Origin of the sequence: Butyrivibrio sp. MC2021 (assembly GCF_000621605.1) — a bacterium.
Taxonomy (GTDB): domain Bacteria; phylum Bacillota; class Clostridia; order Lachnospirales; family Lachnospiraceae; genus Butyrivibrio.
Genome location: NZ_JHXX01000022.1, coordinates 1 through 23921, shown reverse-complemented (window position 1 = coordinate 23921; position 23921 = coordinate 1). Strand labels below are relative to the sequence as shown.

Below are 23921 nucleotides of genomic sequence, written 5' to 3'. Positions count from 1 at the left end.
TTATCAGCACCTGCAATCATAGGGAACAACATGGTTTGTTCAAAAGAGATTTTCTTTTTTCTGGTAAAATCAGAAGCTGGATTGGTCAGAAACTCATCCCTTCGCTCCAACAAGAATGAAAAGACAGAGAAAAGATTTTTGTGTATTTCAGTAACAGTAAATGGCATGCCAGCACCTCCATAAAAATGTCTTATAATCAAGGCGCGGCAACATTTTTTGGCTGACTTGTCAAGCATTTTTTACCGAAAAATGCAAAAAAATCAGATGGTATTTCACCTCTGATTTGTGATAGATATTTAATTTGTAAAGTGACGGAGCTTATCTAAATGACATTGACCCCGTCCCCCAGGTCCACTTGACGATAGATTGTTCTTCCGCTAAGTTATCTATAGATATTTTGAGCACTACAGTTAGTTGGAGGGACAATGAACAACAAATCTTTTGATTCAAAGCGAATCGCAGAAGGCTACGCCAAGAGACCCTGGCTCCACAAAAGCGTAATGGACGCCCTCAGGACAGACCTTGGCCTATCTGCAGATCATAAATATAAAAACGGCCTTGATGTGGGCTGCGGTGCGGGACTTTCCACCAAGGCTCTTCGCCTTATCTGCGAAAAGGTAACAGGAACAGACATCGCAGAGGCCATGGTTGAGGCCTGCAAAGATATATACGGACAGGACAGCGCCTACTCTTTTTATGCTGCCAAGGCAGAAGAGACCGCAGTTCCCGCAGAAAAATATGACATCGTCACCGCTGCAGGCTGCATCAACTGGGTTGATGAGAATCGCTTCATGGAGAACATGAAGGAAGTTGTGACAGATAACGGCATGATCGTTATCTACGACTTCGGAATTACAGACAGAATGAAGGATAACAGCGACTACACAGCCTGGTACAATGATGAGTATCTCGCCAAATTCCCCAAGCCCCCAAGAAAAGAGAATAAGTGGACACAGCAGGACCTCATTGAGGGCTTTGTCATGGAAAAACAGACAGAGTACGACATGGAGTACAACTTCGGTCTGGATGCCTTCGTGGATTTCATGATGATCCAGTCCAACGTAAACTCCAGAGTTGAAAGCGGCGAGATTGCAGAGGAAGATGCCAGAAGCTGGATGAAGAGCTCACTTCAGAAGATCTTCGGTGATGAGGAAAAGACCCTTATCTTCTACGGCTACAGCTGGTACATCAGAAAGGTTTGAACAATGGATCATTTTTATTTTGTAAGACACGGTGAAACCGTTTGGAACGTTGAAAACAAGATCTGTGGAGCCACAGACATCGAGCTCACCCGGAAGGGCCACGAGCAGGCAGTGGAAGCAGGAAAGAAAATCCTCGAAATGGGCATAAAGGCAGACATGATCCTTTCCTCGCCCCTGGTGAGAGCCTCCGAGACCGCAAGACACATCTCCGAAGTCACAGGCATTCCTATGAGGATAGAGCCAAGGCTTATGGAGCAGAACTTCGGAAGATACGAGTCCACTCCCAGAGACGGCGCGGAGTTCCACGAGGCAAAAAAGGACATGGCCAGCAGATTCGGCACCGGAGAGTCTATGCTTCAGATGGCACAGAGAATCTACAATCTCTTAGATGACATCAAGGCGGGAGACAAGGAGTACATCCTCGTAGCCCACAACGGCCTTGTAAGAATCGTGGAATCCTACTTCAGAGAGATGGACAACGAGGAATTCTCACGCATGGGAATAAAAAACTGCGAAGTTAAAAGGTACGATTTTGTATGAACCCTAAGATGCTGATAAAAAGAATAATGGCGTTGGTAATGACAGCCGCAGTCCTGAGCCAGTCAGTTCCCGCCTTTGCAGCAGAGGATAACACCAAGGAGCAGCAGAATCCCATCCACGGAATCTACGTTAGCGCCTACGTCGCCGGCACCACCAACATGATGGACGACATCATAACCCATATCGACGAGACCTCCATAAACGCAGTGGTCATCGATGTGAAAAATGATGAGGGTAACATAGTTTTTGACATGGACTCCAAGCTCATAGACGAACTTGGAACCGAGAACATCCTTGTAAAAGACATGCCCGGTCTGATAAAAAAGCTCCATGATCACGACATATACGTCATCGCCAGATGCGTAGCTTTTCGTGATCCCTTCATGGATGAGGTTAAGCCCGACTGGATGCTGAAGACCAATGACGGCGCCATCTACGAGGACAACAAAGGCTTTAACTGGATGGATCCCTGGAATCAGGAGGTAAAGGAATACCTCATAGAAGTGGCTCTTGGCTGCAAAAAAGCAGGCTTTGACGAAGTCCAGTACGACTACGTCCGTTTTCCCACCGGCATAACCGAGGAGGACCTGGGCTTTAACGGCTACCGCAGACGCAGAGCCATCTTCGAATTTGTTCGTGATGCCCACGCACCCCTGAAGAAAGAGGGTATCCCCCTTTCTCTTGACGTCTTTGGAACCGTCATCAATTCCAAAGTGGATAGAAACATCGTAGGGCAGGAGTACTCCTGGCTTTCAATGCAGTGTGAGTACCTTTCCCCCATGATCTATCCTTCCCACTACTACGAAGGAACCATGGGAAAAGATTATCCGGACCTTTATCCCTACGAGACCATAGACGCAGCCATGAAGTACTCACAGACAGAACTCACCACAGTGAACCCTCGAGGCGACAGGCCTCAGGCCGGAGTTCGTCCCTGGCTTCAGGGCTTCACCGCCTCATACCTCAAAAAATACAGAAACTACAGAGCCCAGGAAATCCGGGACCAGATCAAAGCCGTAAACGACAACGGCGTGGACTCCTGGATCATCTGGAACCCTTCCTGCAAATATGCTTGGGATGCGTTCAAATAAAAGACTCGCGAGCGAGCCTTGATGGAGAGAGGAACACAATGCAAAACGACACCATAAAGATCGGGATCTGCGATGACAGCAAGACCGATTCCGACTACATTTCTTCACTGGTAAAAAAGTGGGGGAAGTACAAAAATCCGAATATTGTGACCTTCTCCTCGGCGGAGGAATTTCTTTTTAACTATGAGGAGGAAAAAGACTACGACATCCTGCTCCTGGACATCGAGATGAAGGGCATGGACGGCGTTACTCTTGCAAGGAAGCTTCGAGCAGAGAACGACGCGGTGCAGATCGTGTTTATCACCGGCTATTCCGACTACATCGCAGAGGGCTACGATGTTGATGCCCTGCACTATCTTATGAAGCCTGTAAAAGAGGACAAGTTCTTTCAGGTGCTGGATAAGGCAGCAGCCAAGCTCTCAAAGAATGAGAAACAGCTGAGAATCGAGACAGGAAGCGGAGTCTCCCTGGTTCCAATTTATCGCATCACCTACATTGATGTAAGGGCCAACTACATCACCATCCACGCCGGAGAAGAGTACACCATCAAAAAGACTCTTTCAGAGATAGAAAAAGAGCTGGATGACAGGTTCTTTAGAATATCCAGAGCAGCCATCGTAAACCTTGGCTGCATCAGCAGAGTAACCAAGACAGACATTATCCTTAATGAGGGCACAGCCATCCCTCTTCCAAGAGGCGCCTACGACAAGGTGAACCGGGCCATCATTGCAATGGAGCGTTAGAGATGAAGTTTTTTTCCAAGAAAATAGAAGATAATATCGGAGCCTACCAGCGTGAACTCATAGATACCCACTATCAGGAAGTGGAGAACATGTACAAAAAGATGCGTGGCTGGCGGCATGATTACAGAAACCACATCCAGATGATGAAGGCCCTGGCCATAAACGGCGACATGGACGGAATCATGAAATATCTGGATGAGCTGGACGATGACCTCAACACCGTGGACACCGTCATCAAGACCGGAAACGCCATGGCGGACGCTATCCTTAACAGTAAGATCTCACTGGCCCAGTCCAAGGGCATTAAGGTGGAGGCTGACGCCCAGATCCCTGTTAAGCTCAAGATGTCGGAGCTGGATCTTTGCTGCATAATCGGCAATCTTTTTGACAATGCCATCGAGGCAAGCATGGAGCTTCCCCAGGAACAGCGCATGATCCGCATTTACATGGATATGAAGGGCACCCAGCTCTACATCTCCTTTACCAATTTCACCGCGGGAAAAAAGCTCATCAAGGCTGGAAATATCTTTAAGACCACCAAGGGAGAAGGCCACGGCTTTGGGCTTGTCCGCATGGACAATATCGTTGAGAAGCTGGACGGATATCTTACAAGAAACAGCGAGGACGGAGCTTTTACCACAGAGGTGCTGATCCCGCAGGTTTGAAAAGCATATTACAATTTATCCCCGGAAATTTACAATTCATCCCCGAAATCACTCGGGGATATTTTTTTGAGTTATAAAGGTAATTGTTGTATGATAAATGAACTTAAAACGAGAGGAACTAATATGGGGAAAGAACCAGAAAAGAAAAAGCCAAAGTATAACTCCTGGCAAAATACGAAATATATGGTGGGGCTTGCCTGGAAGAACTGCAAAAGTGTGTTGGTCATTGCCGGTTTGATTGCTCTGACCGGCGTGGCGCTTACAACAGTGCAGCTTTTGATAGCACCACTTATTTTAAAGCAGATAGAACTTCATGAATCTATTACTAAGCTTTTGCTTACGATTGCGATCTTTACAGCTCTTTTGATTCTGATGACGGCATTTAAGCGGTATTTGCAGTCTAATGCTTTGTACGGAAGAGTAGAGATCCGTATGCACATCCTGAAACTCATAAACATCAAAAGAGGATCCACTTCCTATGAGAATCTCTTTACCAAAGATTTCCGGAATGGGCTGAATAAAGCTCTTGAAGCGACCAGTATGAATTCCAGGCCAACAGAGGCAGTGTGGAATACACTTACTGAGCTTGTAACCAATATTATTGGTTTTATCATATATCTTCTGATAGTTTCAAGATTCGATATTCGTGTGATACTTCTGGTTCTTTTCACCACTGTCACAGGCTTTTTTATCAATAAAAAAATCGATAATTGGGATTACCTTCATAAGGATGAAAAAGCTGAACACCAAAGGAAAATGAATTACCTTCACGGTGTCATGCTTAGTAGAAAAGGAGCGAAGGATGTAAGGATATTCGGACTTGATGAGTGGTTTTACGACATAAGAGGAAGCTTGGACAGGACACTTAATGCTTTTTACTACAGAAGAGAAAAGAACTATTTTTTGACAAATGTTGTGGACATGGTGCTGACAATTACCAGAAATGGAGTGGCCTATGCATATCTTATATACAATGTGCTGGAAAAGGGAATGAGCGCTTCTGAGTTCCTCTTATACTTTGGGGCCATTAGCGGATTTACAGCATGGGTGTCAGGAATATTAGGACAGCTCCTGGAACTTCATAAACAATCAGGCGATCTGTCCTTTGTCAGAGAGCTTATTGAATGGGAAGAACCCTTCCGGTTTGAAGACGGCAAAAAGCTTATAGATGATAAGAATACTCTTTATGAGATAAAGCTGGAAAATGTCAGCTACAGATATCCGGGAGCAGAAAATGACACCATAACTGATATGAACATGACCTTGAAGGCAGGGGAGAAGCTTGCAATCGTTGGACAAAACGGCGCTGGAAAAACTACTCTGGTTAAATTGATCACAGGACTTCTTGATCCCACAAAAGGTAAAGTTCTGTTAAATGGGGTAGATATCAGAGTCTACAACAGAGCAGATTATTACGGACTTTTTTCCTCGGTATTTCAGGAGTTTTCAGTGCTTGAAGCAAGCCTTAAAGAAAATGTATCTCAATGCGCCGAAGACATCGATGAAGATAAGGTGATCAGATGCCTGGAGCAGGCAGGATTACTTGAGAAGGCAAAACAGCTTCCACAAGGAATTGAAACAAAGATAGGAAGAGCGGTCTTCAGTGACGGCGTAGAGCTTTCCGGAGGACAGACCCAGAGACTTATGCTCGCAAGGGCGCTTTATAAGGATGGCCCGATACTTGCGCTTGATGAGCCAACAGCAGCATTGGACCCCATTGCAGAAAACGATATTTATATGAAATATGATGAAATGACTTCAGGGAAAACCTCTCTGTTTATTTCTCACAGGCTGGCATCCACAAGATTTTGTGACAGGATTGTTTTCCTTAAGGATGGGAAAATAATTGAGGATGGAACGCATCAGGAATTGCTGGAAAAAGGCGGAGAATACGCAAATCTGTTTGAAGTTCAGAGTAAATACTACAGAGAGGGGGGAGCAGCATATGAAGATGAGTATGAAAATGAAAAAGCTATCTGAGGCTATTGCCAAAAATATAAGGGCTGCCAGGCTGATACAAAAATATGAACCCAAAAGTTTCGTGATAGAGGTTCTGTTAGGACTGTTTTCTTCAGTAGCTCCTCTTTTGACGATCTTTTTATCAGCAAAGCTTCTTGACGAACTGGCAGTGGGACATGATAAGCAAAAAATTATATTACTTGCGGTTTTGACCCTTTCTGCAGGATTTTTGATGGAGCTTATCAAATCGGTCATTCAGCGAATACATAATGTTGTTGAGGCCAGATTATATGATGCATTTTATAACGCCCTTGCTGACAAGATGATAACACTTGATTTTGCAGATGTGGATAAGCAGGAGACCTACGACCTGTTTTTCAAGATTGAACAGGCAGCTAATTTCAGCGACTGGGGCATTCCAAGAGCTTTTCATAGCCTTATGCCACTATTTAGCGGTATCTTTCAGATAATTGGAAGCATAGTATTATCAATCGGGCTGTTTACCCATCAGGTTCCAAGCGGTAGTAGTTTTTATTTCCTCAACAGCCCGCTGTTTATCATAGGGCTTATCGCAGTAATGCTGATTATCGCAGCTGTTTCATCATTGTTTGAGGCAAAAAGTGAGGGATATTGGTCCAGGCAGACGGATGATGCTACTTTATCAAACAGAGCTTTTACATTCTATGGCTATACCATGTATGACAACGATAGAGCCATTGATATCAGAATGTACAACCAGGCAGAGGTTGGGGACAAGTACTGGGATAGTATCGATAGCTTCAATACCAGATCAAAGTTTGCCGAGTATGCCAAAGGCCCTATGGGACTACTAGCTTCAGCATCAGCCGGAGTATCCGTCTCTCTTACCGGGCTGGCGTACTTGTTCGTATGTCTCAAGGCCTGGGGCGGAGCCTTTGGGGTTGGCGCAGTCACACAGTATGTGGGAGCTATAACCAGTTTGTTTCTTGGAATAAGCGGAATTATGGAGAAAATGGCAGCTTTTAAGACAAATGCAGATTACCTTGATATTTGTTTTAAATATCTTGATATGCCAAACAGTATGTACAGAGGAAGTCTCACCACCGAGAAGCGCTCAGACAGAAAATACGACGTTGAGTTTAAGGATGTTTCCTTTAAATATCCCGGTTCCGATCAGTGGGCACTGCGTCATGTGAATATGAAATTCCGTGTTGGCGAGAGACTTGCAGTTGTGGGAATGAACGGAAGTGGAAAGACCACATTCATAAAGCTCCTGTGCAGGTTGTACGACCCCACAGAGGGAGAGATACTTCTAAACGGAATCAATATCAAGAAGTACAGATATGAGGATTATATAAACATTTTCTCTGTTGTGTTCCAGGATTTTAAACTCTTGGCATTTCCCCTTGGTGAAAACGTGGCAGGAAGCCGCGACTATGACAAGGATAAGGTTATGCAGTGCCTTGCAGATGCGGGCTTTGAGCTTTCAGATGAGAAGATGAAAAACGGCCTTTCTACCTACCTTTACAAAGAACTTGATAAAGAAGGTGTTGAAATCTCCGGCGGCGAAGCCCAGAAGATAGCCATCGCCAGGGCTCTCTACAAAAACGCACCATTCATCATTCTTGATGAGCCCACAGCTGCTCTCGACCCAATTGCCGAGGCAGAGATCTACAGCAAGTTCAACGACATCGCAGGAGACAAGACCGCAGTCTACATCAGTCACAGACTCTCCTCCTGCAAGTTCTGCGACGAGATTGCCGTCTTCCACGAAGGCAGCGTAATACAGAAGGGCACCCACGAAGCCCTCGTCGCCGACAAATCCGGCAAATACTACGAACTCTGGAACGCCCAGGCCCAGTACTACGCCGATGACGCCGGAGCGATAGCATAACAGAAATTAATAATGAAAAGTCCCACAGAATGAGATTCTGTGGGATTTTTGAGTGTTATATGCTGGATTCAGCTCATATTTTTAAAGCTGTTTATCATTAAGCACCTCTTCAATGCTCAGATAAACAGGTTGAGTGAATAGTTCGTCTAATTCATTGACAAGCCCAAGCTCCATTGTTATTTTTGTCAGTGAAATTAGGGAAATTTGGCCAGTCTGTTCAAATTTCCTTAATGATGCGTAACTAACATTACTTCTCGCTGCTAGTTGTTTCTGTGTTATTTTTCTTCGTCTACGTATTCTTTTTATCCTTTTTGCTAGATCTAATGTTATTTCGGTGGGTGTTTTCCATAAAAGTTCGGACATTTTCAGCTCCTATGAGTGAATAGTAATATTTTTGGAATTGCTATTATTATAGCAAAAAGTATAGAAATATGGTCAAAATAGTTATTATAATAGCAATTCAACCACTATGAAAAACTCCCTGTATTTCAAATTGAAATGGTACTTCACGGACTTGTATTATTTAATCAAGGATATGAATGATATAGGCGCCGAAAATCAGAATTGTGAAAATGACGTTAGTCATGGAGCAATTCGTATATCATGGTTTGTTTTATAAATGAAGGGAGAATATAAAAATGGAAAATTACGATATCAATCAGTTGGCACTTATAACAGGTTTTACCACCAGAACTCTGAGAAATCATATAAACATGGGACTTCTTGAAGGCGAAAAGATAGATGGCAAGTGGACCTTTACCTCAGAGGAAGTCGATAGATTCATGGAGCAGGACTTCGTTAAGCAGGCCCTGAAAAGTAAGAGAAATGCTCAGGTCTTTGATTTCCTTGCTGACACTTCCAAGAAGTCAAACAGGATCTGCACCATCCTTGATTTTACCGTTGATCATGAAGAAGCTATGGATATTTCCAAGTTTTTCCAAGACGCTATGAACAATGGAGCAAGTGATGTCCAGTTCAGATTCTCATATGACAGAGGACTTGCCCGTGTCATCTTATCCGGAGCAGAGGATCAGGTGGTGGATATCATGAAGAAGTATTACAACTAACGAAAAAGATACATTGATAGAGTATAAATCCTACGGAAGTGTAATCCGTGGACTTTGTCTTCAGCCTGAGAGGGAAGCGGTTTTGCTTCCCTCTTTTAAGTAGTCTATAGTTTTATCATTTCTGGTAACGTTTCTTTTATCTTCGTTATGTTTCCTTCTGATAAATATGCCTGATTTAGCTTGTGCTTGCTGTAACGAAGAGGCGTATTTTGAGTTATGTTGGTCAAGTATCCTGTGTAAAAACGTTCCCAACTGGAGTAAAGCTTGCTGTCAGCATGATCAAAAGTATTCTCAAGGACCTCTTTATCTGCAGGCACAATGCCTGAGCTTAGGATAAGATACTCGAAAGACTCCGGGGCATAAAGAGCACATCTGTCACCATGCCTTTTGGCTGAACGCATAAATTCGCTGATGTTTGAACCGAAGGCTGCTCCATCAACAATTACTAAAACCTCCTGCTCATTATACTTAGGGTCAATTATTTCGGTAGCAGCAAAAGTTTTTCCGCCAAGAGACTGACATTTGTCTGGAAAAATATGAGAAAAGCATTCATATCCGGAGTTTGTATCTTCGGTCAGAACTATATCTGGTGCTATAGCTTTCTTTTCTTCAATGTTGTACAGCTTGTATATTTCATTGTAGACATGTTTGGCTTTTATATATTTCTGAGAATCCCGGTTTTCGCGCATGCCATAGATTTCTTCGATGCTATATGGCAACTGTGGAAGGCTGTCTCTGATAATCAGTACGAAATAGTTATCAGAGTGGGAAACTGCTTCTGCAAATTCCTTGGTGTGAATGAAGCTGTTGTTCTCGTCAAGGAAGATAATTCTGTCATGTGAGGCTTCAATATACTGCTTCCAGTCGGTTGGTATAAGAGCAACACATTCTTTATCGCACTTTACTGTTACACCTGATGATTGGCCCAGTCTGTTGTAATCGCTTAGCAATCTGATCAGTGTTGTTTTTCCTGTTCCACTGTCTCCCTGGATAATAGTGATATTTCGTTTTACTTCCAGGAAAAAAGTAACACGATTGTTTGATACTTCAATTTTATATTTTCCAATCATTATTCTGCCTCGTGTAGTAATCTTTTACCTATAACTTCGTCATCAAGCTCATTAGTAGAATGAACTATTCTTCCGGTGTTCTGGATGGTGATATCGAAATTATCATCGCCGAAGTCCATCAGGTAGCCGAGCCGGATAGTGATATCTTTTCTTTTTCCGATATCAATAAGCCATTTCGCACAGTTATCTCCACAGGCAGAGGCGTTAAAAATGTGATCGCTATCGTTGTTTATAAGGATCAAAGTCTTGACTCCTCCGGAGAGTCTTTCTGTTGATATGGATCCGAGAACGGGGCTTAAAATGGAATATGGGCCCTGTACTTCAGATTTATCTATATCTGCTATTACTTTCTTTGAGAAATCATCAACAATCCAATCCTCATCGTACTGATTGTTGAAGAATGTGTCAGGATCAAATATATAATTATCAGCGTCAACTTTGCCATATATGATGTTAAGCATGATATTTTACCCCTTTAAAAATACAAGTCATTTAATAGTATTATACAAGTATGTGATTTATTTAGCGATAAATACTTAAAAAAGTGTCAGGTATTATAACTGATGCTTGTTTTACCCGTTTACCTGCTGTAAAGGAGCTTGGGACAGACCCAAGCTCTTTTCAGTGATATAATTAAATCATCTTTTAAACATAGTAGGGGACGAAATGGAAACAGAATTTTACAAGAATCTCTATGGTACAGATGAATACAACAGCTGGGCTGCAAAAAGTGCTTATGTTGAGGCGGAAGAATATTTTCAGGAGGAGGCTGAGATTGTATTGCCGGATGGATACTCAGTTTTTTACCGCAGCTATAAGCATCAGGAGGGGTATCATACATTGGCAACGTTCGAGCGTTATCAGCTTCGCAAAGACGGAAAATGCATTTATGAATACACTTCAATAAACCAGCATGCCCCTATTTTTAAGGTATTTATAAAGCATAGTAACGGCCACACTTATTACCCTTTTCACATCGATCTCTATGGCCTTAGCTTCCTGGATCTGGATAACATGGAGGTCTACAATTATATCCCCAAAGGCGAAGAGCACGATTATGATGCGCCCTACGGAGAGTCTTTTATTATCACGGATATTCACTACGATCCCGCCACCAACCTCGTGGCTTACGGCGGCTGCTACTGGGCCTGTCCTTATGATACCATGGTTGGCGACCTCTCAGATCCTATGAACTTTGACCCTCATCTTAAGAGCATCGGCAAACTTATGCACCAGGACAACGAAGACCTGCCCTGGTACAACATTGATCCCATACGCTGGACCCATGAAGGCCTCGAAGTTATCATTGATGATAAAAAGAAGAGGACTTTTTCAATCGACTGTATTTTTGACAGAATTTTTGACAAAGCCAGATATGGAGAGGAATAGACATGATTTTATACCATATGAGTCAGACATTATCCCTGGGAGATGAGCTGGTCTGCGACCATCAGAGATGTAAACGACTCAGTGAGCCTTTTGTTCAGGGCTTAGAGCAGAGTAAGGACTGCTTTATTGGCATGGTTCTGAATGTCAAGTATATGTTTGCAGTATTGTCCAAGAGCGGCCTCCGCGAGTGGGCAGACTACGCAAAGTGGGCAACGGAGGGGCTTTTTGAATATGTTCGAAAGACCGAATATCCTCAGTGTGTAAGCAGACTTAACTGCAATTATTACTATACAGATCTGGAAGATAGCAAAAAGCTCTACGAATACGACTGGGGCGAAGCCTCTGAGGAAGAGCGTGCCCAGGTGCACCTTTTTGAAGTAGAGGTTGATGACTATGCTCCGGAAAAAAGAGATATGTCCATATATGACATTGCTTACGAAGCCATGAGTGATATGCAGGATATAGAACTTGTCTTGTCCTGCGCCCGTAAGTATTTTGCCGGAGAACACAGCGAGAATCCTATCTGGGAATACTTAAGCGCCGGAAAGGCAGTAGCTGTAAAAGACATAACGGATGTGGTAAGAAAATAAAACAATAGGACTAGAAGGCTGGAAGAAAGAAGATTGGGAAGACCTTTTGACTGATGAACGTGCGACCTACTACGCATTCATGGATGGCGAAAGACTAGCAGGCAGCATTTTTACCTACAACTGGAAAGGCGAGCGGGACTACGTAAAGATAATGAACATCGCAGTTCATCCAGACTACAGAAAGCAAGGTATTGCTCATAAACTCATGGAACTTGTCCACGAAGAAATGCAGACCAGCGGCCTTAACCGCATCTGCGCCGAAACCAGAGCCAGCAACAAAGCCATGCAGAAAGTCTTCGATGATTGTGGCTATAAGAGGACTTCAATTGTTGAAAATGGTTATGACAACCCACAGGAGGATGAATACAAATACGTCTACGAGCACATATCACAACATCTCAATTGACATTAGTGCATGCCATATTCCTAAAGACCTAAATGAGGGAGATTATGTGGCAGCAGAAATATCAAGAGGAGACATCATATGATAATTAGCCAAAATCCAAAAGTAGTAACCGATTATATTCATCCACAAATCTAGCGCTGAGATTAATATGCGCGAAGTAGGAAAATTATAGGCTTGTGCCTAGGTGTTTTGTGGCTTTCGTAGCAACTCACATCCCGGGCTTCCGCCGGCAGCCTGGGATGTGAGGCGGGTATCCAACACCCAAAATTCAGCCGGCAACCTTTCATCTCCCGGGTTGCGCATATGAGGATTTAGTGCTACTATTTGTGGAGAATATAAAGAAAGAGCGTTTTTACGTATAGGTGAAGGGATGTTTATTAGATAATTTAGCTTAGGTGAACACTACATTAGATTTATTAGGCTGCTTCGGCGGCTGTTTTGTGTACGCTTAAACTGGATTATCATGCATTCGTAGCCTATTTCCGAATATAAGGTAGGTCTATTTGTGTGAGTCTGTTTTGCGTACGCAATTCAGACTCACTTTTCATATCCGAAAAAAAGCAGCCGGAAAGTTACACGGAGGATGTTTATGCTTCAAATAAAAGACCTTACTATCACGCACCGCAAGGATCTGCGGGTGATCCTCGACAAATTCAACATGGTTTTAAATAGCGGCGACAAAGCCGTTATCATCGGCGAAGAGGGCAACGGCAAGTCCACACTTATGAAATGGATCTACAACCCCGACCTGGCCGAAGAGTACACCGAATGTACCGGTGAAAGAATCGTAAACGGCGAAGTCCTGGGATACCTTCCTCAGGAGCTTCCGGTGGCGGATAAAAGCAAGACTTTATACGAGTACTTCTCGGAGTCACAACTCTTTTTTGACAAGAATCCCAAAGAACTCTCGGAGATGGCAGCACAGTTCCGGGTTCCCGTGGACTTCTTCTACGGAGATCAGCTTATGGGAAGTCTCTCCGGCGGAGAAAAAGTAAAGGCCCAGCTCATGCGCCTTTTAATGGACAATCCCACGGTGCTTCTTCTGGACGAGCCCTCCAATGATATTGACATCAGCACCCTGGAGCTTTTAGAGGAACTCATAAACGGCTGGAAGTACATTGTTCTCTATATTTCCCACGACGAGACCCTCATCGAGAACACCGCCAACGTCATCATACATCTTGAGCAGATAATGCGGAAAACCAAGAGTAGATTCACTATCGTAAAAGATAATTACAAAAGCTACATTGAGCATAGGGCCAGGGATTTTGAACATCAGGAGCAACAAGCCCTAAACGACAGGCGGGAAAAGAAGCTCAGGGATGAGAAATACAGAAGGCTGATGCAGAGTGTCAACAGGGCTCAGGCCACCATTGCCGGCGTTGATACCGGTCATATAGGGGACCCGATGCAGGCTGCCAGAAATCTCAAGGATAAGATGCACACCGTCAAAGCCATGGGAAGACGTTTTGAAAAAGAAGATGAGAACATGACCGAAATGCCTGAGCAGGAGGAAGCAATCTTTTTTAAGCTGGGTGATAAAAAGGCTGCGATGCCCGCAGGCAAAACCGTTATCGAGTACGAACTGGCTGAGCTCAAAACTCCTGACGACAGCAAGACACTGGCCACAGATATCTTCCTCAGAGTCAGAGGCCCTGAGAAGATCTGCATCGTAGGCACCAACGGCGTTGGAAAGACCACCCTGCTTAAGAAAATGGCAGAGGAGCTTCTTTCAAGAACCGACATAAAGGCCCAGTACATGCCCCAGAACTACGAAGAGCTTCTGGACCTTGAGCTTACTCCTGTGGAGTTCCTGGATGACACCGGCGACAAAGCCGTCAGAACCCGCATCAGGACATATCTTGGCTCCCTGAAATACACCGCCGATGAAATGGACCACCCCATCAGGGAGCTCTCCGGCGGCCAGAAAGCCAAGGTGCTTCTGCTAAAAATGAGCCTCTCCGATGCCAACGTCCTTATCCTGGACGAGCCCACAAGAAACTTTTCTCCTCTGTCGGGCCCTGTCATAAGGCGCATGATCGCTGAGTTCCCGGGAGCTGTCATCAGCATCTCCCACGACAGGAAATACATAGAAGAAGTCTGCACGAAAACCTACACCTTAACAGAGAAAGGACTTAAATAATATATGAACATTTTTATAGAAGGCCTCCAGGGCAGTGGAAAGAGCACCCTGGTACAAAAGCTCTCTGAGAAATACCCTGACTACAAACCTGTCCGGGAAGGGGACTACTCCCCTGTGGAGCTGGCCTGGTGCGCCTATGTAGACAAGGATCAATACAACGAAATCCTGGAAAAATACAGCAATATCAGCTCCATGATCCAGGAAAAGACCACCGAAGAAAACGGCAAGTACATCATCTGTTACACCCAGATAATCACCGACATTCCCGGCTTCCACAAGGACCTGGAGCAGTACGAAATCTACAACGGCCGCAGAAGCCTTGAGGAGTTCAAAGAAATCGTCCTCGGAAGATATCGCAATTTCACCTCCGACAAGAACATCTTCGAATGCTCCCTTCTACAGAACACCGTGGAAGACATGATCCTTTACCGGGCCATGAGTGATGAGGAAATACTGGACTTTTACAAAGAGGTGGGAAAAATCTTTGAAGAAAAAGACATGCGACTCTTTTACCTAAAAACCGAAGACATCCCCGGAAACATAGGCATCATCAGAAAAGAACGCTCCGACGACAAGGGAAATGAGCTCTGGTTCCCCCTGATGATAAACTACTTCAACGACTCTCCTTATGCTAAGAAGTTCGGCCTCTCCGGAGAAGACGCTCTCCTTAACCACCTGAAACACAGACAGGAGCTAGAGCTTAGAATCTGCGAAGAAATTTTCGGGGACAAATGTACCATCCTTAAGTCCAAGGCCTACACCGATAGTGACCTATAAAAAACACCAAAAAACATCAAATGACACAACTTGGAAGGAACACAGAAATAATGGAACAAAATCATAAAAATCCCTTATGGACGAGGGATTTCACCATAATAACAATCGGCAGCATTGTCTCCATGATGGGAAACAGCATGGCCGGCTTTGCCATAAGCCTTATGGTCCTGGACTTCACAGGCTCAACCCTGCTTTATGCCATCTATATTGCGCTGTCCACCGTGCCCACACTGGTGATGCCGATAATATCAGGCGCAATCCTTGACAGGTTTTCCCGTAAAAAAATGATCTATACCCTGGATTACCTGACAGGGGCCCTGTACTTTACGGTGGCAGTAATTCTTTTTACAGGAAAATTCAATTTCGTTTTATTCGCGCTGTTTAGTCTGATAATAGGAACCATCGGCGGAATGTACTATGTGGCCTACGAGAGCTTTTACCCCCTTCTCATAACAGAGGGCAACTATTCAAAGGCCTACTCCATAGCCAGCGTTCTTGAGACTATGGCGGTATTCATGGTCCCTGTGGCAACATTTTTTTACAAGCTGGTGGGCCTTGCCCCGCTTCTTATGGTCAATTCCCTGTTATTTGCAGTGGCAGCCACCATGGAGAGACAGATAAAGGCAGAGGAAAAATACATCGAGACTCAGAAAAAAGCCATTGAAGGCCAGAATATGAGCCATGCGAGAAGAGTTTTGACTGATATCAAAGAAGGTTTTGATTACCTTAGAGCAGAAAAAGGACTTTTGATGATCGCCGTTTACTTCCTTTTCAGCGCTATGGCCGGGGGAGCCTCCAACGTGCTGTGTCTTCCCTACTACAAGGGACACTTCGAAAATGGTGAATACATTTACATGCTGGTATTTGGCTGTTCCTTCATAGGAAGAGCTCTCATGGGGCTGTACCACTACGCCGTAAAGATACCCGCGAAATACAAGTTTGCCATAGCCATGGGCGTGTACATCATGATTGGCCTGTTTGAGGGCTCCTATATGTATCTTCCAGTGAAGATAGCAATGGTCCTTAGCTTTTTTGTGGGAGTCGGCGGGGTTACCAGCTACACCATAAGAATTTCCGCAACCCAGAGCTACGTTCCGGATGAGAAAAAAGGACGCTTCAACGGAGCCTTCCAGATGCTGAGCACTTCAGGGGCACTTATTGCCGAGCTTGGAGCCGGCGCTCTGACAAAGTTCATGGATGAGAGAGCAGTTCTTTTGCTGTTTAATCTCCTTACAGTAACTGCAGCCATAATCTTCATCGGAGGCGGCAGAGCTCACGTTAAGAAAATTTACAATACCTCAGTGTAAGGAATACGAAAAAGGCTCTGCCACCAGGCAGAGCCTTTATAGCGGAGACGGCGGGATTCGAACCCGCGTGCCCCGGAGGACAAACGCATTTCGAGTGCGCCTCATTACGACCACTTTGATACGTCTCCAAATCGCATAAGAATGCGTTATTTATTATACTTTTTTAATACATGCCAGTCAACCGGATTACTTGGCACGACCTCCTATATTATTGTATAATCTAAAGTAGTGTGCGTTGATAACTGATAAGCATTTTTTAGCTTTTTTATTCAAAGGAGGCCTTTTCACAATGATGAGAATCGGTATGTTGACCAGTGGCGGCGACTGTCAGGCTTTGAATGCAGCAATGCGCGGCGTTGTTAAGTGTATTGCGCACAGCGGTGAGCAGGTGGAGTTCTATGGCTTTTTGAACGGCTATAGAGGACTTATCTACAGTGATTTCCGTATGCTCACATCAAGAGATTTTTCAGGTATCCTGACCAAGGGCGGAACCATCTTAGGCAGTTCCAGAACCCCTTTTAAGACCATCAAGGAACCTGATGAGAACGGCCTCGACAAGGTTGAGGCTATGAAGCAGAATTACTACAAGCTCCAGCTGGACTGCATTGTGGTTCTTGGCGGCAACGGATCCCAGAAGACTGCCAATCTGCTCAGCGAGGAAGGACTGAACGTTGTTTCCCTTCCCAAGACTATTGATAATGACCTTTGGGGCACAGACATGACCTTTGGTTTCCAAAGCGCCGTGGACGTTGCTACACAGGTTATCGATAATATCCATACAACAGCGGATTCTCACGGACGAGTATTCATTATAGAAGTAATGGGACACAAGGTTGGCTGGCTCACCCTAAATGCCGGTATGGCAGGCGGCGCCGATGTCATCCTGATTCCTGAGATTCCCTACGATCTTGATAAGGTCTGCGAGGCCATCGAGTCCAGAGACAAGAAGGGCAGCAGATTCACCATCATCGCGGTGGCAGAGGGTGCCATTTCCAAGAAGGATGCCAAGCTTTCCAAGAAAGAGTACAAGGAAAAAATGGCCAACTACAAATATCCTTCAGTATCCTACGAGATCGCAGAAGCTATTCAGAAAAAGACAGGTCATGAGGTAAGAGTTACCGTTCCCGGCCACATGCAGAGGGGCGGAGCGCCGGATCCCTACGACAGAGTATTTGCTTCAAGACTTGGAGCAGAGGCCGGCAAGCTGATCCTTAACAAGGAATACGGCTATATGGTTGCCTACAAGAACAGAGAGATCGTGAAGGTTCCTCTGAGCGAGATCGCAGGCAAGCTTAAATATGTATCTCCCGATGCAAGCATTATTCAGGAAGCCAAGATGCTTGGAGTTTGCTTCGGAGATTAAAAGAAGTTTTATTGTTGGGCGGAAAAATTAATGAGTTATGTAGCACTTTACAGGAAATTCAGACCCCCGGTCTTTGAGGACGTCAAGGGCCAGGATCACATAGTTACCACACTTAAGAATCAGATAAAATCCGACAGAGTCGGACATGCTTACCTGTTCTGCGGAACCCGCGGAACAGGTAAGACTTCTGTTGCAAAGATTTTGGCAAGAGCCGTGAACTGCGAGCATCCCGTGGATGGCAGTCCCTGCGGCGAGTGCGATATGTGTAAAGAGATCGCAGCCGGCAACAGCATGAACGTCATTGAGATTGACGCTGCTTCCAACAACGGTGTGGAAAATGTCAGAGAGATCATCGACGAGGTCTCATATTCCCCCACACGAGGCAAAAAGAAAGTTTATATCATAGACGAGGTTCACATGCTCTCCACCGGAGCTTTCAACGCTCTTTTGAAGACCCTGGAGGAACCCCCGTCCTATGTTGTGTTTATTCTTGCAACCACAGAGGTTCAGAAGCTCCCCATCACCATCCTCTCCCGCTGCCAGAGATACGACTTCCACAGGATCACCATCGATACCATCGAGGGAAGACTCAAACAGGTAGTGGACGCAGAGGGCATACAGGTGGAGGAGAGGGCCCTTCGCTACATTGCCAAAACAGCGGACGGTTCCATGAGAGATTCCCTGAGCCTTCTTGACCAGTGCATCGCCTTCAACTATGGCGAGGAGCTCACTTACGACAAGGTGCTCAACGTCCTGGGAGCAGTGGATACAGAGGTTTTCAGCAAGCTCTTTTCCGCAATATACACACAGGACATCAATGCGGCCCTGACCCTGCTGGCAGACATCGTTATCCAGGGAAGGGAATTGTCCCAGTTCGTTAACGATTTCGTCTGGTACCTTCGTAACCTCATGCTGGTTCAGGCCTCTGACCAGATGGAGGACGTGGTGGACATCTCCAGCGAGAACCTCAAGGCCCTGAAGGCCCAGGCCCAGGAAGTTGACGTGGACACCATCCTCAGATACATCCGCATTTTTTCTGAGCTCTCATCCCAGATGAGATACGCAGCTCAGAAACGTATTCTTATAGAAATAACTCTTATCAAGATGTGCAAGCCTCAGATGGAAAAAAATGATGAGGCTCTCGAGGACAGACTTCGCATCCTTGAGCAGCACGACGAGGAAAACGGCAAGCTCCTCAAGGGAATCCAGACCGGACAGGTTGCAGTGGCAACTTCAGGAATGGCGCCGGCTCCCGGAGCTCCCACTCAGATGGTAAAAGAGAAAAAGGTTTTAGACAGGGCAGTTCCTGAAGATATAAAAAAGATTGTTGCAGGCTGGCCCAGGATCCTGGCCCACATGGACAACCCCATGAAGACATACATGCAGAAAGCAAGGCTCAGCCTTGGTAACGGCGACACCCTTCAGATCGTTCTTGATAACAAGCTTCTGGCGGATAAATATTCCGACGGCGCCGAAAATGAAGAACTTCAAGGAATACTTGACGAAGCGGTAGGTAAACATGTAACCTTTGAATTAAAGCATTTGGAAGCACAACAAAGCTTCGAAGAAAATTATGTCAATCTTCAGGCTATCAACTTTGATATAGTCACAGAAGAATAAGAAAAGGAGAATTACAATGGCAAAAAGAGGTGGATTTCCCGGCGGTGGAATGCCCGGAAACATGAGCAATTTAATGAAACAGGCCCAGAGAATGCAGCGTCAGATGGAGGAGAGCCAGAAGGAGCTCGAGACCAAGGAGTTTTCTGCCAAGGCAGGCGGCGGTGCAGTTGAGGCTGTTGTTTTTGGAAATAAGACACTTAAGAGCGTAACTATTTCACCGGACGCAGTAGATCCCGATGACGTAGAGATGCTTCAGGACATGATCGTTGCAGCTGTTAACGAAGCTATGAAGCAGGCAGAAGAGGCTAACGGCGCAATGATCGGCAAGATGACCGGCGGACTTGGCGGAGGATTTCCTTTCTGATGGATCTTTACAGCGGACATATTAACCGGCTGATAGAAGAGCTTGCGGCACTTCCCGGCATTGGCGGCAAATCCGCCCAGAGACTGGCTTTTTACCTGATAGGCCTTCCCAAGGACCGGGTAAAAAAGCTGGCGGACTCAATTGTGGATGCCCGGGAAAATGTGCACTACTGCAAGGTTTGCTGCACTTTGACGGACGACGATATCTGTCCTATCTGCAGCAACGAGCACAGGGATCACAAGACCATCATGGTGGTGGAGAACGCAAGAGACCTTGCGGCCTATGAGAAAACAGGTAAGTTTGAGGGAGTTTACCATGTTCTCCATGGCGCTATTTCACCCATGCTGGGCATCGGCCCCGGTGATATCAGACTGACGGAACTTATGCAGAGACTTCAAGGCGAGGATGTTGAGGAGGTTATCATAGCCACCAACTCAAGCCTTGAAGGTGAGACCACTGCAATGTATATAAGTAAACTTATTAAGCCCACAGGGATCAAGGTTACAAGAATTGCCAGCGGCGTGCCCGTAGGCGGAGATCTTGAGTACATCGATGAAGTGACACTTCTTCGTGCGCTCGAGGGCAGGACAGAACTTTAAGGGACATAACAAGGAGGAAAAGTATGGCAGTTAAGCGTGAGTTTTTAGGGGAAGCACCCAGTGGCGCACCTGTGTATGCGTATCACATCACAGCAGGCACTGAGATGGAAGTGGTAGTTCTTAATTTTGGCGCTACCATCAAGAACATTTTTGTTCCCGACAAAAACGGAAACAGAGTAGACGTAGCACTTGGCTACGACGATCTTAAAGAGTACTTCGGAAACGAGAGCTTTATCGGCGCCACTGTAGGCCCCTGTGCCAACAGAATCGCCGGAGCAAAATACAAGATCGATGGGAAGGAGTTCAGCCTTCCTGTTAATGATGGTCCCAACAACCTTCACACAGACCACGACAACGGCTTCCACAAGCGCGTTTGGGATGCTGAAGAGGGCGACAACTTCGTTAAGTTCACACTGAGCTCCCCTGACGGAGACCTTGGATTCTCCGGAAACAGAGAGTTTGAGCTCACCTTTACTCTCACAGATGACAATGCTCTTGCCCTTCACTATCATGCAACCAGTGATGCAAGAACACTTATCAATATGACCAATCACGCATACTTCAATCTCAGCGGTCACAACGCAGGTTCCATCCATGACCACAAGATGAAGATGAATGCTTCTTATTACACACCTGTTATCGATTCTGCTGCAATTCCTACCGGCGATATCGTCAATGTAACAGGTACTCCTTTTGATTTCATCGAGGAAAAGACAATCGGACAGGATATAGCTGCTGATGACGCTCAGCTCAAGGCTGTAGGCGGCTACGATCACAACTACTGCATCGACGGTTTCGATGGAACACGTCGCATTTTTGCTACAGTTTCATCTCCCGTAACCGGTATCACAATGCAGTGCTCAACAACACTTCCAGGCTTCCAGTTCTATGCCGGTAACTTCCTTAAGAGCGATAACGCCAAGGGCGGCGGAGTGTACAAGTCAAGAGATGGTTTCTGTCTCGAGACCCAGATCTATCCCAATGCAGTGAATGAGCCTGAATTCCCGGATCCTATCTTCGGACCCGACAGAGAATATGATACTGTGACAGTGTATCAGTTTATGTGATATTGATTCCCAAGGTCAAAGCTATGCATGCTCGCATGTAGTACACACGGAGGCGCAATTTGGCTGAAGTAAGAGATTTTAGCTCATACGCAGAAAAACTTAATAAGAATAAAGAAGACAATACCTCTGCGAGAGACAATGTCGACTACAAAGAAAAAATCCGCAACCACAAGCTTGCGGTTTTTTTCCGGACAGTAGCCATAGTGGTTGTTTCCGTGTTTGTGGTGACGGCTCTCTATGTGAGCTGGAGGGATAAAGAGTATTCCGAGTCCAATGTTACCGTGGGCGGAGCTCTGATAAACGGCGCCGAGTCCAAGATCATAGCCCTTAACGGCTATATCGTTCAGTACAGTAAGGATGGAATCAGCTGTATCGATGCTTCCGGCAAGGCTCTGTGGAATCAGACCTACGAGATGCAGAGTCCCATAGCCCACACCTGTAACAACGTAGTGGCAGTGGGAGATTATAACGGACACAACATCTATGTCAGCAATGTTTCAGGAGCTCTCGGAGAGATCGACACCAACCTTCCCATAAGGGATTTCTGTGTTTCATCCCAGGGAGTTGTGGCTGCGGTTCTTGACGGCACCGATGTTACCTGGATCTATGTCTATGATTCCAAGGGCAACACCCTGGTCAGCTTTAAGACAACCATGAAGGACAGCGGATATCCTCTTGACATAAGCCTTTCTCCCAACGGAGAACTGCTCTGTGTTTCATATCTGTATCCTGATGAGGGAGCACTGAAGACCAGCGTAGCCTTTTTTAACTTCGGATCTGTAGGACAGAACTCCATAGACAACTATGTCAGCGGATATGATTACCCCGGAATAGTTGTCCCCTATGTGCAGTTCATGAATGCAGACTCCGCCTTTGCTGTATCCGACGACAGGATCATGTTTTACAAGGGCGATCAGAAGCCTGTGAGCCAGGCCGAGAGCCTTATCGGCGGAGAGCAGGTCAGATCCGTATACTATAACGAATCCTATGTGGGTCTGGTTTTTGCCAACAACACAGACGAGGGAGCTTACAGATTACAGGTCTACAATACTCAGGGAACCCTGGTTCTTACTTCATATTTTGACCTGCACTATTCAGATATACTTTTTGATGAAAAGCAGATAGTCATCTACAACGATGACGAATGCATTATTCAGGATGTTACCGGACATATCAAATATCAGGGAAGCTTCACCACTCCTGTGAGACTCATGATCCCTACCGGAATCAAAAGCAGATACACCCTGGTGACCAGTCTTAACATCCAGACTATGAACCTTAAATGATCAGAACTTTACCATATGTATCGGAGGAACAGAATTGCTGGGATTTGAAATATCAGACATCGTCATCGCTGTTGTGGTGGTATGTCTTATTCTCTGGAGAATGTCATATGGAGCTAACAATGGCCTGTTTGCGGAAGCGGCAGGCCTTATTTCTGTTTTGGCTTCCTTTGCATCCATCTACTACATAATAAAGATCGTGGGAGATGTACTTAATAAGAACCTTGGGGATATCATCACCAGGATCGGCTACCTTATTGTGGCCTTTCTTATATATAAGATAATGAATACCCTGGTGGAACATCTTCGCAAGATAAAAGAGATTCCTATCCTGGGAGGACTGGACAGATTGCTGGGAGCTCTCCTTGGAATTGTGGAAGCTGCCATCATAATAAAGCTCTTTGTATTTATCACCGGAATCGAGATAATGCCCGTGGTTATCAGGATGGCGGACAGTTTTTATGCCTGGATCAGGTCATTAATGTAGGAAAAAGAAAACTTTTATAAACAATAAAAAAATCTATTGCAATCACAAAACTGAGGTGCTATACTCTTACTTACCCGCTGCGAGAACGGCGGAAACCGCAGAAAATAGCGGTTTTCAAATATCTTCAAAAAACTTTTTAAAAAACTTTAAAAAAGTTGTTGACAGAGATTTGAGGTTATGATATTCTAAATGAGTTGCGGCTGAGAGCTGCAGCGACAAGCACCTTGACAAATAAACAGTAATGCAACCCTGAAAATTTCCGAAAAGCATTGAGCAGGGCACAGATGAAAATAGCAGGTCGTACAAGCTTGCTTGT

The 23921-nt window shown here is 45.2% G+C and carries 24 protein-coding genes and 1 tRNA gene; 21 read left to right on the top strand and 4 right to left on the bottom strand.

Translation table 11 applies throughout. The annotated features are described in order from the left end of the window. The first annotated feature begins 425 nt into the window (after positions 1 to 425). The 7 genes from T359_RS0117015 to T359_RS0116985 all read left to right on the top strand — a co-directional run bounded on the left by T359_RS0117015 (position 426) and on the right by T359_RS0116985 (position 8073). On the top strand, positions 426 to 1202 hold the full coding sequence (locus T359_RS0117015; protein WP_026518460.1) for a class I SAM-dependent methyltransferase: 777 nt from the start codon (positions 426 to 428) through the stop codon (positions 1200 to 1202). 3 nt (positions 1203 to 1205) lie between these two features. Beyond that, positions 1206 to 1742, top strand: a complete 537-nt coding sequence (locus T359_RS0117010; protein WP_026518459.1) for a histidine phosphatase family protein — start codon at positions 1206 to 1208, stop codon at positions 1740 to 1742. After that, positions 1739 to 2833: a putative glycoside hydrolase gene (locus T359_RS20910; RefSeq protein WP_051545573.1), complete on the top strand. Its 1095-nt coding sequence runs from the start codon at positions 1739 to 1741 to the stop codon at positions 2831 to 2833. The genes T359_RS0117010 and T359_RS20910 overlap by 4 nt, the downstream gene beginning before the upstream one ends. 38 nt (positions 2834 to 2871) lie before the next feature. Next, positions 2872 to 3576: a LytR/AlgR family response regulator transcription factor gene (locus T359_RS0117000; protein WP_026518458.1), complete on the top strand. Its 705-nt coding sequence runs from the start codon at positions 2872 to 2874 to the stop codon at positions 3574 to 3576. A 2-nt stretch (positions 3577 to 3578) separates the two neighbouring features. Further along, the gene (locus T359_RS0116995) at positions 3579 to 4241 is read left to right on the top strand and encodes a sensor histidine kinase (RefSeq protein WP_026518457.1); all 663 of its coding nucleotides are present in this window, start codon (positions 3579 to 3581) and stop codon (positions 4239 to 4241) included. Positions 4242 to 4364: 123 nt separating this feature from the next. Continuing rightward, entirely contained in the window at positions 4365 to 6221 is a 1857-nt protein-coding gene (locus T359_RS0116990; protein ID WP_026518456.1) for an ABC transporter ATP-binding protein, read from the top strand. Next, positions 6187 to 8073 carry an ABC transporter ATP-binding protein gene (locus T359_RS0116985; protein WP_242839119.1) on the top strand — a complete coding sequence of 629 codons (1887 nt, stop codon included), beginning with the start codon at positions 6187 to 6189 and terminating at the stop codon, positions 8071 to 8073. Before T359_RS0116990 ends, T359_RS0116985 begins: the two co-directional genes overlap by 35 nt. 81 nt (positions 8074 to 8154) lie before the next feature. Here T359_RS0116985 and T359_RS0116980 read toward each other — a convergent pair whose 3' ends face one another. Further along, on the bottom strand, positions 8155 to 8436 hold the full coding sequence (locus tag T359_RS0116980) for a helix-turn-helix domain-containing protein (protein ID WP_026518454.1): 282 nt from the start codon (positions 8434 to 8436) through the stop codon (positions 8155 to 8157). A gap of 275 nt (positions 8437 to 8711) precedes the next feature. On the opposite strand from T359_RS0116980, the gene T359_RS21905 reads away from it, so the two are divergent. After that, complete coding sequence (locus T359_RS21905) at positions 8712 to 9140, top strand: helix-turn-helix domain-containing protein (RefSeq protein ID WP_026518453.1); 429 nt, start codon at positions 8712 to 8714, stop codon at positions 9138 to 9140. A gap of 104 nt (positions 9141 to 9244) precedes the next feature. Here T359_RS21905 and T359_RS0116970 read toward each other — a convergent pair whose 3' ends face one another. Next, complete coding sequence (locus T359_RS0116970; RefSeq protein WP_026518452.1) at positions 9245 to 10210, bottom strand: ATP-binding protein; 966 nt, start codon at positions 10208 to 10210, stop codon at positions 9245 to 9247. Next, positions 10210 to 10671 (bottom strand): DUF4869 domain-containing protein, encoded by a 462-nt coding sequence (locus T359_RS0116965; protein ID WP_026518451.1) that lies wholly within the window; start codon positions 10669 to 10671, stop codon positions 10210 to 10212. Before T359_RS0116965 ends, T359_RS0116970 begins: the two co-directional genes overlap by 1 nt. A gap of 205 nt (positions 10672 to 10876) precedes the next feature. On the opposite strand from T359_RS0116965, the gene T359_RS0116960 reads away from it, so the two are divergent. The 6 genes from T359_RS0116960 to T359_RS0116935 all read left to right on the top strand — a co-directional run bounded on the left by T359_RS0116960 (position 10877) and on the right by T359_RS0116935 (position 16822). Then, positions 10877 to 11599, top strand: a complete 723-nt coding sequence (locus T359_RS0116960) for a hypothetical protein (RefSeq protein WP_026518450.1) — start codon at positions 10877 to 10879, stop codon at positions 11597 to 11599. 2 nt (positions 11600 to 11601) lie between these two features. Further along, the gene (locus tag T359_RS0116955; RefSeq protein ID WP_026518449.1) at positions 11602 to 12189 is read left to right on the top strand and encodes a hypothetical protein; all 588 of its coding nucleotides are present in this window, start codon (positions 11602 to 11604) and stop codon (positions 12187 to 12189) included. Positions 12190 to 12193: 4 nt separating this feature from the next. Next, the gene (locus tag T359_RS20900; RefSeq protein ID WP_081795642.1) at positions 12194 to 12595 is read left to right on the top strand and encodes a GNAT family N-acetyltransferase; all 402 of its coding nucleotides are present in this window, start codon (positions 12194 to 12196) and stop codon (positions 12593 to 12595) included. A 589-nt stretch (positions 12596 to 13184) separates the two neighbouring features. After that, positions 13185 to 14738: an ATP-binding cassette domain-containing protein gene (locus T359_RS0116945; protein ID WP_026518448.1), complete on the top strand. Its 1554-nt coding sequence runs from the start codon at positions 13185 to 13187 to the stop codon at positions 14736 to 14738. Between the two features lie 3 nt (positions 14739 to 14741). Continuing rightward, positions 14742 to 15515: a hypothetical protein gene (locus T359_RS0116940; RefSeq protein ID WP_026518447.1), complete on the top strand. Its 774-nt coding sequence runs from the start codon at positions 14742 to 14744 to the stop codon at positions 15513 to 15515. A 50-nt stretch (positions 15516 to 15565) separates the two neighbouring features. Next, entirely contained in the window at positions 15566 to 16822 is a 1257-nt protein-coding gene (locus T359_RS0116935) for an MFS transporter (RefSeq protein ID WP_197027117.1), read from the top strand. Positions 16823 to 16864: 42 nt separating this feature from the next. Here the strand turns inward: T359_RS0116935 and T359_RS0116930 are convergent. Continuing rightward, a tRNA-Ser gene (locus T359_RS0116930) sits at positions 16865 to 16950 on the bottom strand. Between the two features lie 161 nt (positions 16951 to 17111). Here T359_RS0116930 and T359_RS0116925 point away from each other — a divergent pair. The 7 genes from T359_RS0116925 to T359_RS0116895 are packed head-to-tail and all read left to right on the top strand — an operon-like array spanning position 17112 to position 23605. After that, positions 17112 to 18185 carry a 6-phosphofructokinase gene (locus tag T359_RS0116925; RefSeq protein ID WP_026518445.1) on the top strand — a complete coding sequence of 358 codons (1074 nt, stop codon included), beginning with the start codon at positions 17112 to 17114 and terminating at the stop codon, positions 18183 to 18185. A gap of 30 nt (positions 18186 to 18215) precedes the next feature. Then, on the top strand, positions 18216 to 19805 hold the full coding sequence (gene dnaX, locus T359_RS0116920; RefSeq protein WP_026518444.1) for a DNA polymerase III subunit gamma/tau: 1590 nt from the start codon (positions 18216 to 18218) through the stop codon (positions 19803 to 19805). Between the two features lie 16 nt (positions 19806 to 19821). Further along, on the top strand, positions 19822 to 20169 hold the full coding sequence (locus tag T359_RS0116915; RefSeq protein WP_026518443.1) for a YbaB/EbfC family nucleoid-associated protein: 348 nt from the start codon (positions 19822 to 19824) through the stop codon (positions 20167 to 20169). After that, entirely contained in the window at positions 20169 to 20768 is a 600-nt protein-coding gene (gene recR / locus T359_RS0116910; protein WP_026518442.1) for a recombination mediator RecR, read from the top strand. The genes T359_RS0116915 and recR overlap by 1 nt, the downstream gene beginning before the upstream one ends. A gap of 23 nt (positions 20769 to 20791) precedes the next feature. Then, entirely contained in the window at positions 20792 to 21835 is a 1044-nt protein-coding gene (locus tag T359_RS0116905) for an aldose epimerase family protein (protein ID WP_026518441.1), read from the top strand. A 59-nt stretch (positions 21836 to 21894) separates the two neighbouring features. Next, positions 21895 to 23121: a DUF5711 family protein gene (locus T359_RS0116900; RefSeq protein WP_026518440.1), complete on the top strand. Its 1227-nt coding sequence runs from the start codon at positions 21895 to 21897 to the stop codon at positions 23119 to 23121. Positions 23122 to 23155: 34 nt separating this feature from the next. Continuing rightward, positions 23156 to 23605, top strand: coding sequence for a CvpA family protein (locus T359_RS0116895; protein WP_026518439.1), 450 nt, complete (start codon positions 23156 to 23158; stop codon positions 23603 to 23605). The last annotated feature ends 316 nt before the right edge of the window (positions 23606 to 23921 follow it).

Bases quoted from the DNA above. Each gene is read 5' to 3' on its own strand.
- T359_RS0116915 (WP_026518443.1), top strand. From the start codon at position 19,822: ATGGCAAAAAGAGGTGGATTTCCCGGCGGTGGAATGCCCGGAAACATG.
- T359_RS0116925 (WP_026518445.1), top strand. From the start codon at position 17,112: ATGATGAGAATCGGTATGTTGACCAGTGGCGGCGACTGTCAGGCTTTG.
- T359_RS0116945 (WP_026518448.1), top strand. From the start codon at position 13,185: ATGCTTCAAATAAAAGACCTTACTATCACGCACCGCAAGGATCTGCGG.
- T359_RS0116980 (WP_026518454.1), bottom strand. From the start codon at position 8,436: ATGTCCGAACTTTTATGGAAAACACCCACCGAAATAACATTAGATCTA.
- T359_RS0116905 (WP_026518441.1), top strand. From the start codon at position 20,792: ATGGCAGTTAAGCGTGAGTTTTTAGGGGAAGCACCCAGTGGCGCACCT.
- T359_RS0116995 (WP_026518457.1), top strand. From the start codon at position 3,579: ATGAAGTTTTTTTCCAAGAAAATAGAAGATAATATCGGAGCCTACCAG.
- T359_RS20910 (WP_051545573.1), top strand. From the start codon at position 1,739: ATGAACCCTAAGATGCTGATAAAAAGAATAATGGCGTTGGTAATGACA.
- dnaX (WP_026518444.1), top strand. From the start codon at position 18,216: ATGAGTTATGTAGCACTTTACAGGAAATTCAGACCCCCGGTCTTTGAG.
- T359_RS0116940 (WP_026518447.1), top strand. From the start codon at position 14,742: ATGAACATTTTTATAGAAGGCCTCCAGGGCAGTGGAAAGAGCACCCTG.
- T359_RS0116935 (WP_197027117.1), top strand. From the start codon at position 15,566: ATGGAACAAAATCATAAAAATCCCTTATGGACGAGGGATTTCACCATA.
- T359_RS0117015 (WP_026518460.1), top strand. From the start codon at position 426: ATGAACAACAAATCTTTTGATTCAAAGCGAATCGCAGAAGGCTACGCC.
- recR (WP_026518442.1), top strand. From the start codon at position 20,169: ATGGATCTTTACAGCGGACATATTAACCGGCTGATAGAAGAGCTTGCG.
- T359_RS21905 (WP_026518453.1), top strand. From the start codon at position 8,712: ATGGAAAATTACGATATCAATCAGTTGGCACTTATAACAGGTTTTACC.
- T359_RS0116965 (WP_026518451.1), bottom strand. From the start codon at position 10,671: ATGCTTAACATCATATATGGCAAAGTTGACGCTGATAATTATATATTT.
- T359_RS0116985 (WP_242839119.1), top strand. From the start codon at position 6,187: ATGAAGATGAGTATGAAAATGAAAAAGCTATCTGAGGCTATTGCCAAA.
- T359_RS0117000 (WP_026518458.1), top strand. From the start codon at position 2,872: ATGCAAAACGACACCATAAAGATCGGGATCTGCGATGACAGCAAGACC.
- T359_RS0116990 (WP_026518456.1), top strand. From the start codon at position 4,365: ATGGGGAAAGAACCAGAAAAGAAAAAGCCAAAGTATAACTCCTGGCAA.
- T359_RS0116955 (WP_026518449.1), top strand. From the start codon at position 11,602: ATGATTTTATACCATATGAGTCAGACATTATCCCTGGGAGATGAGCTG.
- T359_RS0117010 (WP_026518459.1), top strand. From the start codon at position 1,206: ATGGATCATTTTTATTTTGTAAGACACGGTGAAACCGTTTGGAACGTT.
- T359_RS0116970 (WP_026518452.1), bottom strand. From the start codon at position 10,210: ATGATTGGAAAATATAAAATTGAAGTATCAAACAATCGTGTTACTTTT.
- T359_RS0116960 (WP_026518450.1), top strand. From the start codon at position 10,877: ATGGAAACAGAATTTTACAAGAATCTCTATGGTACAGATGAATACAAC.